General features: G+C 57.3%; 2 protein-coding genes and 1 tRNA gene. 2 read left to right on the top strand and 1 reads right to left on the bottom strand.

Going from position 1 to position 2530, the window contains the following annotated elements:
• Window positions 1–183 precede the first annotated feature (183 nt).
• Entirely contained in the window at window positions 184–1467 is a 1284-nt protein-coding gene (locus OC610_RS25400; RefSeq protein ID WP_264431778.1) for an NAD(P)/FAD-dependent oxidoreductase, read from the bottom strand.
• A gap of 183 nt (window positions 1468–1650) precedes the next feature.
• Here OC610_RS25400 and OC610_RS25405 point away from each other — a divergent pair.
• Both OC610_RS25405 and OC610_RS25410 read left to right on the top strand, forming a co-directional pair.
• Window positions 1651–1727: transfer RNA gene (locus OC610_RS25405), tRNA-Val, on the top strand.
• 131 nt (window positions 1728–1858) lie between these two features.
• On the top strand, window positions 1859–2503 hold the full coding sequence (locus tag OC610_RS25410) for a hypothetical protein (RefSeq protein ID WP_030138067.1): 645 nt from the start codon (window positions 1859–1861) through the stop codon (window positions 2501–2503).
• Window positions 2504–2530 lie beyond the last annotated feature (27 nt).

Raw genomic sequence — 2530 nt, forward strand, 5'->3', positions numbered from 1 at the left:
CTGCTTCGAGGCCCACTGAACGCCTTGAAGCTAAGAAGAAAGCTGAAGAGCTTCTTCCAATCGATAGCAAAGACCCTGGTCGAAAGACCGGGGTTTTTTGTTTTCGGGATTTGGAAGATTGAAACAAGCCCCTTGTGGCGAGGGAGCTTGCTGTGGCGAGGGGATTTATCCCCGTTGGCCGCTTCAGAACCCCAATTTATCCCGCAGCCCGTAATACCAAGCCCCCATCGCCGCAAACGGCGTACGCAACAACTGACCGCCGGGGAAGGGGTAGTGCGGCAGGTCCGCGAACGCATCAAAACGCTCAGCCTGCCCACGCAGCGCCTCGGCCAGCACCTTGCCCGCCAAGTGCGTATACGTCACGCCATGACCGCTGCAGCCCTGGGAGTAATAAACGTTATCCCCCAGTCGCCCGACCTGCGGAAGACGCGACAGTGTCAGCAGGAAATTTCCGGTCCAGGCGTAGTCAATCTTCACATCCTTGAGCTGCGGGAAGGCCTTGAGCATCTTCGGCCGAATGATCGCCTCGATGTTCGCTGGATCCCTAGCGCCGTACACCACGCCGCCGCCGAAGATCAGGCGCTTATCGCCCGTTAGCCGGTAGTAATCGAGCAGGTAGTTGCAGTCTTCGACGCAATAATCCTGCGGCAACAGGCGATGAGCCAACTCTTCCCCCAAGGGCTCGGTGGCGATCACCTGGGTACCGCAAGGCATCGACTTGGCCGCCAGCTCCGGCACCAGATTGCCCAGGTACGCATTGCCCGCCACGATAATGAACTTGGCCCTGACCTTGCCCTGCGGCGTATGCACAACCGGACTGGCGCCACGCTCGATGCGCACCGCCGGCGATTGCTCGTAGATCACCCCGCCCAACGATTCCACCGCCGCTGCTTCGCCCAGCGCCAGGTTGAGCGGATGAATATGCCCGCCGCTCATGTCCAGCATGCCGCCGACATACTCCTCGCACGCCACCACCTCGCGAATACGCCGCTGGTCCAGCAACTCCAGCTGCGTATGACCGAAACGCTCCCATAAACGCTTCTGCGACTCCAGGTGACCCATCTGTTTAGCGGTGAGGGCGGCAAACACACCGCCATCCTTCAGATCGCACTGAATCTGATACTTCGCCACCCGCTCGCGAATGATCCGCCCACCCTCGAACGCCATGTTGCCGAGCAACCGCGCCTGCTGCGGACCAACGCTGCGCTCGATCACGTCGATGTCGCGGCTATAACTGTTAACGATCTGACCGCCGTTGCGACCCGAAGCACCAAACCCAACCTTGGCTGCCTCAACGATCGTGACCTTGAAACCGTGCTCCAGCAAAAACAGCGCGGAAGACAACCCCGTATAGCCCGCACCGATCACGCACACATCGGTTTCGACATCATCCTGCAGGGCAGGGCGCGACGGCGCCGGATTGGCCGATGCGGCGTAATACGACGCTGGGTAGGATGTGTTCGCCATTCTGGAACCTCTGTTTTATATTTTTTACGAATGCGGCGATCCTACCCGAGATAAAAATCCGCCGCCAGCCACCGCTAAATCTTCGTTGTATCGGTGAAATTAAATATTTTGCATATTCATAGGGTTAGGTGAAAAAAAGGTGTTGACACCCCTCCGGAATTCCGTAGAATGCCGCCTCACAGCAGGCACGTAGCTCAGTTGGTTAGAGCACCACCTTGACATGGTGGGGGTCGTTGGTTCGAGTCCAATCGCGCCTACCAAACAAAATCCGCTCTGCTGGGCGGTCTAGAAGGGCTCACCGAAAGGTGGGCCCTTTTTTGTTGTCTGCGGATTTTACAGCAGGATTTTGCCCCTTTTATTGGGCGGACCTCGATTACATAAGGATATGGTCATGCGGGTTGTCGGTTTCGTAACTTTTTTTGCTGCAGCACTTGCTGGCTGCTCTGGAATACCCTCAGTTCCCTACGAAGAGCCTGCTCAATCAGAGGGCACGGCGCGTGTACGCGTTATCACGAACTCCGACGTGTTAGGCGATAGCATCGTCGGCGGTTGTGCTCCTGCCACCCAACATAAAATGGCTGAAGCTGGACGTTTCGGGCAGGATGGAACGGCGAACATCAATTATCCGCAGTATCCCCTGAAGTCGGCGAGCTTAGGCATGCCGCAGAGAGTTTGGCCCACTCTGACCCAGTACATCCCTGCGCTTCGGAGGGGGGAAGGGGTATACAAGGAGATCGTAACCGAATATCGCGTCAGGACGGATCTGCCTTTCCAAATCGCAACCCGGGGCGCGACCATTGCTGGCAATGGCAACACTTACCGAACCTGCGGTGGCCGGGCGCTCGTCTACAAGCTGGAGCCGGGAAAGGACTACGAAGCAGTGGTAGGGGTCGATAGCAGTCCAAACAAAGATGGCGACCAAGCGCTTATTTGCATGTTGGCAGTTCTTGAACTGAGCGCGGTGCCTGGCACTTCAATTGTGATTCCCCAAAAATTGACGCCTGCTGCGGCTCCGCAGGTGGCCTGCAAAATTTGATGACAGAATGGAAACGGGGACAGACCA

The sequence above is a fragment of the Pseudomonas agronomica genome (genome assembly GCF_025917275.1).
In the GTDB taxonomy this organism is placed as follows: domain Bacteria; phylum Pseudomonadota; class Gammaproteobacteria; order Pseudomonadales; family Pseudomonadaceae; genus Aquipseudomonas; species Aquipseudomonas agronomica.